The 6,291-nt window shown below is 55.0% G+C and carries 4 protein-coding genes; 1 reads left to right on the top strand and 3 read right to left on the bottom strand.

Annotated features, from left to right (window positions below; translation table 11 throughout):
* Positions 1-44: 44 nt before the first annotated feature.
* Positions 45-1,505, bottom strand: a complete 1,461-nt coding sequence (locus tag JKL45_RS29045) for a lipopolysaccharide biosynthesis protein (RefSeq protein WP_201865244.1) — start codon at positions 1,503-1,505, stop codon at positions 45-47.
* Positions 1,506-1,672: 167 nt separating this feature from the next.
* Positions 1,673-2,842, bottom strand: a complete 1,170-nt coding sequence (locus JKL45_RS29040) for a glycosyltransferase (protein WP_201865243.1) — start codon at positions 2,840-2,842, stop codon at positions 1,673-1,675.
* Between the two features lie 854 nt (positions 2,843-3,696).
* Between JKL45_RS29040 and JKL45_RS31020 the strand changes: the two genes are divergently transcribed.
* On the top strand, positions 3,697-3,927 hold the full coding sequence (locus JKL45_RS31020; RefSeq protein WP_376771095.1) for a DUF6894 family protein: 231 nt from the start codon (positions 3,697-3,699) through the stop codon (positions 3,925-3,927).
* Between the two features lie 502 nt (positions 3,928-4,429).
* Here the strand turns inward: JKL45_RS31020 and JKL45_RS29035 are convergent.
* Positions 4,430-5,968, bottom strand: coding sequence for a calcium-binding protein (locus JKL45_RS29035; RefSeq protein ID WP_201865242.1), 1,539 nt, complete (start codon positions 5,966-5,968; stop codon positions 4,430-4,432).
* Positions 5,969-6,291 lie beyond the last annotated feature (323 nt).

Here is a 6,291-nt window from a genome sequence, read left to right as displayed (position 1 = left end):
TTGCGTCGTCTCACGCAAAAGGAGACATAATTGCTCACCAGCCTCTACGAGAACGGGCGGAGCATCATGCTTCGACACGCCACACTCAGCGCCTGTATCATCAGGAGACGCTTAGACCTGAACAGCATCAGGACGGCAGAGTTAATCGCGTAAGTGAAGATGAGAACTCCGCCCAGCTCGAAAGGCGAAGAGGCATGTAGGAACACCTTGATCAGAACAAGCGCAGATGCGCTTACCACGAGACCGCAGGCGTGGGGGAATACCATTCTGTAGATGTCACCAATCCCGACATAGCCTGCTCGACCTGTCATGTACCAGGTGAAAGGAAGCCGCAGCGCATAATCGCTGACGACATAAGAAATGGCGACACCAAGAGGCCCCCAGGGGAGACCGACGGCAAACGATCCTATCGTCGACGTTGAACTCACAAGGCCAACAATACTGAATTCCCGCATCCTTCCCTGACTTATGAACAGCCAGCCTGTCGTCGACGTGAATGTCTGGTGCAGACCTGCGAACCCAAGCCAAGCGAATATGGGCGCTGCTTCCGCCCACTGGCTCCCTAGCAGGAGGGCGACGGTTGCATCGGAATATATCACCGCGCACAACACACCCGGTTGCACCGCAAGCATTAGGAGGCTCACGCTACTAATGTAGGTGATGCGATACTCCTCCGGCTTGTCTTGCAGCCGCGAAAGAATTGGGGCGATGATGCGGCTCAACGGCCAGGTCGCCTGTGTAAGTGGCAGCAACATGAGTTTGTAGGCCCGATCGTAGAAGCCGAGCGCGATAGCACCATGAGCTTTGGCAATCATCAAATTGTCTGCGCTGCGCGCGAGGAAGTTCAAGACATTGAACGTTGACAGGCCAGCGCCGAAGCCAATCATCTGCTGCGCAGCCTCGTCCCAAACCGGTCTTCCCGGAAGCCACCGGACCACAAGGGCCGAGACAATCAAGTTCAGGAAGCGCGAGCACGCCAGCGGCACCAACAAAGCCCAGTAGCTGCGTGTGTACCAGGCGATCGCAACACCCAAGACTGCTCCAACGACGGTGCCCAGAATATCAAGGACGGCCAGAAACCTGAAACGAAGGTCTCGGGTCAGGAGCGCCATAGGCTGCTCACCGACGACGGAAACCACAGTGAGCACCGCCCCGACCCAGATAACTTCCGTCAAACGCGGTTCCTGAAAGTAACGCGCCAGTATGGGCGCCAGAACAATCAGACCGGCAGCGAACGTGAGACTGAGAAGCAAGGACAGCCAGAACAGCGTATTGATTTGTCCTTTCGTGATAGTCTGGCGTTGAATGATCGCCTGGGTCAGTCCTAGATTTTGGATCATTGTTACAAAGCCGATGATCGGTGCCGACGTCGCGATCAGGCCGAAGTCAGCCGGGTGCAGCAGCCTGCCGAGGATCGGGGCAGTTATGAATGTAACTACCAATCTGAAAACTTGAGCCGTCCCCATGAAGACTACGGCTCTCGCTGCTGAAGCTCTTTTGGTCATCCGACCACCTAAGGCGAGATGCACGCCATGAGAAGCGAGTGAACCGACGGCTTGTAGGCGTCAGACGCTCGTGCTGTGGCACTTGATCGGAACCAGGGCGCGGCTGCATCGATGAGACACGACGCACCTGGAGTCTGGCTCAATGTTCACGGGAATGTCAAATCGTCTCAACGGGCCGTCTGCCAAGCGTGAGATCTAGACAGGCTTGTATCTATCACTGCTCGATACTCCATTATGCTTTTGTCAAGGGAGAAGTCGTGCGCACGCTTCCGAGCTAGGGCGGCGAATTGCCTGTGATTGCGCGGATCGCTCATTGTCTGGAGCGCGGCGCCCATGGCGCGTTCGTCGCCAGGAGGAACCAGAATGCCAAATTTAGCCCTGGTCAACTTCGTGACTTTTGGCGCTCCCGGTCGTCCGTGAAGGATCTCGGATGGGCCGGTTTCGCAATCCGTCGACACAATTGGTAGTCCGATGCACATGGCCTCGATCATCGCGTTCGGAAAGCCTTCCGCGCTGGACGGCGACACGTAGAATCGGGCCCGTGCGAGGATCGCATGGGGATTAGTCGCGAAACCCAGCAAATGAACCTTGTCAGACACTCCAAGCTCGGAGGCGAGGGCTTCAAGCTTTGACCGTTCGGTTCCCTCTCCGAGGATGACGAGCGAACTGCTGATATTCGCAGCCGCGTACGAACGCAGGAGCATGGAAAAGTTCTTGTTCGGCACGAGGCGCCCTACTGCCACGATGAAGTCACGAGGAAGATCGACCGACGGAGCGGTCGAAGCGGCGCGCCTGATCTTCTCCGCATCAACAGGATTGTGGATCGTCACTACCTGTGTGGCGATCACGCCATAGTGTTCGACGAGGTCGTCCCTGATGCCTTGAGAGACGGCGACGATTCGATCTGCATAGGGGTAAAGGCACCTGATCAGGATTTTCTTCAGTCGACCGCCCTGGTCGGACGAGAGATGGCTTGTGGTGTGGACACGTTCACTGATGACGCATGGAATTCCTATGAACCGTGAGCAGGCAATTGCGGCGCAGTTCGCCCGCGTCAGAAAACTAACGATGATGTCAGGACGCTCCAGACGAAGCAGCCTGCGAAGGGCGATCATACTCCATAGCAGGCTTCCTCCTGCATTCAGTCGAATACGGGTCACACGCTCTGAAAGCGCATAGCTGTCGCGTGTCTGATCGAGGGTGGCGAGGGTGACCCCCCAGTGTTTCTCTGCCTCGGCTACTGCGGCTGCCACAAGACACATCACCCGCTCTGCCCCGCCGCCCTCGAGAGAGTTAATGATAAAAAGAATTCTGCGGGCTCGTGCTTCGCCGACCATGAGTGAGGCATCTCCGCCTTGGCAGATAGGGATAAGCTTGATCCAAGAGGAATGATAGCACAGGTTCGTGAGTTCGGATGACAGATTGGGCCAACAACTGCGGATCGATAAGCGCTAATTTAGCGGGTCCGCACCTGCATTAGGATCGCGCCCTCGAGCTAACACCGCTAAATTCGATCCGCAACAGGAGTAACAAGTCGTTCTCGTCGCGTCCATAATCCGAGTATTTTCTTAGCTCGAGTTTGGGCCTTTCAGGCGGGGAAGCATGCGGCGTCTGTGAGGCGGTTGAGCAGAGCCCGCGGGATTTTCGCCTGATCCTAGTCGTGCCGGGACGTCTCAAAACTAGCTACCCACAGCTTGGCCCGGACGATCGTTAGGGCATCACTGAAGGTCAGGTGAGATCTCGCATATCAAGCGGTCTCCTGGAGGGTGTTCATGAACGTCCTGCAGTAGCCTCTGAATGGCTGATGTTCTCGTGTGCGTTCATTGTCAGAGCTTGGAGCTTGTTATCCAGGGCGATTTTCTGCACTTGACCGACACGCCCGAAAAGAGAAGCGCCCTCCTTTTCCAAAGAGGGCGCCAAGGTCCAACCCGTAGGGGCAAAATAACAAGTTGGTAGCTCTATGTAGTTGAAAATAGCTTCACTGTCTGTCCGGCATACGACAGACGGCACAAGAAATACGCGGCTTATCTTCAGCTTTGGTAGGCTTATTCTTACATTTTAAGATTGTGTGGTTGTGGTACACCTCGGAGAACGTAGACATACCCAGCTTCATATGACGTCTACCTTGCTATGAGCGCATTTGAAGCAGAAGCTTGGTCTTGTGGGGGAAACGCATCTACGGAGGTCTGCCATGTCCCGCTATTACCTCCACGTTCACAACGGTTATGACCTTGAGCTAGACCCGGACGGCGCTGACTTTCCCGATTTGCGGGCCGCCCAAACTGAAGCTGAGCGGGTGATTCGGGACGTCTCGCGTTTTTGGCCTCAAGCCCGAAGGTACATGACAATCGAGATCGCCGATGAGACCGGACGAACTATCTTGCGGCTTCCGTTTATGGACGTAATGGGACCGCCGGGATAAGGCTCCGGTGGGCTGTGAAGGTCCGACGCTCCGTAAGGCCGACTGCATGACGTGCCGTGCTCTCAGAATGCCCACTATTGGGAGAAAGGAAGAGGCTGTGACGACTTTTCATGCTCGTCATTAGAATTGCAAGCCTCTAGACGAACCGAAGGAGACCGACATCGCAGACGGTCTGGGCGGTCTCGACCCGTTCCATCTCGCGCTTGAAGGCAGCCCAACGCATGCTGTGAGGTTTGTCGATCGGACCGCCAATGCCGCTGTCCGCTCCAGACGCCTCCGACGCTTGAGCTGAACCGCCCCGCAATTTCCGGAGGCACCTACACCTGACAGGATGGAGCCATGACGAAGAGAATCTCCGTATTCACCAGAGATCCGCGATCCATAGGTCTGGATGGTTTTCGGGCACTGGGACGAATACGCCTCCCAATCGTTTGCTGATCGAAATCAATCTTAAACTACCGAGAGAGCAATGTATTAGGGCTGCTGCGTGAACACCTGTTACCTATAAAAACAGCGGTTCTGCATTCCAGCCCACCGCGAATCTCACGGTCTCCGATCCAAGAAGCTCGCCCTGCGCGTCGCCGGTGCTGTAGAAATCAAACCTTATATTATGTTGACCCTCTTCGAGTAGAAGACCACCCCGGAAGTCACCATCTAAATCACCGAATAGGCTGAATGGCTCTACATTTTCGCTTCTGGTAACAGTGCCGTTATTGAGGTCCAATCGGATACTCTCGGTAAGCGTCACAGCCGGAGCGGACGTGTCTACGATAGCGTAGATTGAGAGATTATGACTTGCAAAGAGTGCGGGACTGAGAACGCTTCCACTCGTGAGCTCCATTAAAGTATGATTGGTGTCAGCGTCGACCAGATAGTACCGACCGAGACCAGTTGGCAGAGGAGTGCATTCAACGTCAATGTCAGCTTCAGTCAGTATGGCACCCTCAAGCTTAGAGATCACTTGGAAATTGTCCCCACCGCCATCCCGATCAAAGAGAACAAGCGTACTATCGGAGCTAACATCCAACGTGAGCCAACCGGCGGCAAACGGATCGGTTGGGGCGCCGACGCGATCGAGGAGGCGGGAAACGTCCAAAGCATCACCAGCACTCACGTTGAAATCTGTGATTGTGTCCGCGGCGATAGAATCTAGATTAACGAGATTACCATAGGAAAAACGATCAGCTCCGGCACCTCCCGTTAGCGTATTTGAAAACGCGCCGCTCTCTAAGTTGTCTGAGTCATCACCACCCAAAAGAATGTCCTGCCCCTGACTGATAAGTGTGTCGTTGCCTGATCCGCCAATAAGTGTGCTCGGTGAACCCAAAGGATCAAGACCGTCGCTTATTCGATCATCTCCTTCGCCTCCATCCATGACAGCTGAGCCGGCTAGGGCCGAGATGATGTCATTGCCATCATCCCCCATCAGTAGAGTTTCTCCAGTTTGGTTGGCGCCAATGGAGATGACGTCGTTACCATCGCCTGCTAGAACAGTTCCACGCATATTGCGGATGTTAAACTGATCATGTCCGCTCCCCCCGATGAGCACTCCGCCAAGCACATAACGGATTGCGAAGTTGTCATTTCCGCAGCCCCCATCCAATAGGCTCGCTTGGAGAAGACCAAAGGTGAAGACGAATTTGTCATCCCCACTGTTTCCGCTTAGGTTGAGGCCAAAATTCAAATCAAGCTCGGCAGGAAGACGATCGGCATTGATCGACACGAACGTGTCATCGCCGGCGCCGCCGCTGGCCCTGAGTGTAGGCGCGTCCTCGCTAGCGCCAACCACTAAAAGGTCATTGCCGTGCCCCCCGTCGAGGTTGTCACCATTCTCCCCAGTCAAGATGTCCGCCCCAGCGCCTGCATCGAGCGTATCGACTCCGCCACCGCCAATCAGATTGTCGTCATCATCACCACCAACGAGCAGATCATCACCGCTCCCACCATCTATTGTATCGTCTCCTGCAAAGCCAAAGATGAGGTCATTATCAGGCCGACCAGAAAGACTATCGTTCTCGGACGTGCCACGGATGATCGCCATCTGACGCTCCCGGATGAGTAACCCACGTCTACGCAATTATGACTAAATGTTGAGTAGGTAGATGGTATCTGATACGCGCCCCCCTAGCAAATGGGATTGAAACACTAGGCAGCAACCTCGAAGATAGCCGTTGAATTACCCCAAGCAGTTTTGAGCAGACGGTTCGTTGGGAAGCTATGCTGTTGCCTCTGTTTAGGCGCCGCCCCTCTCGCTGGAAAGTTATCCTACTGTGCGCCGCTGGTCTCGTACTTGCGAGGATATCATTGCGATCTGACTAAGAGGCTGGCGAGCAATTATGTCTCCTTTTGCGTGAGACGACGCAG

Origin of the sequence: Microvirga soli, from assembly GCF_016734765.1 — a bacterium.
Lineage (GTDB): Bacteria > Pseudomonadota > Alphaproteobacteria > Rhizobiales > Beijerinckiaceae > Microvirga > Microvirga soli.
The sequence above is the reverse complement of the archived record's forward strand: the minus strand, read 5'-3'. Positions and strand labels throughout refer to the sequence as shown.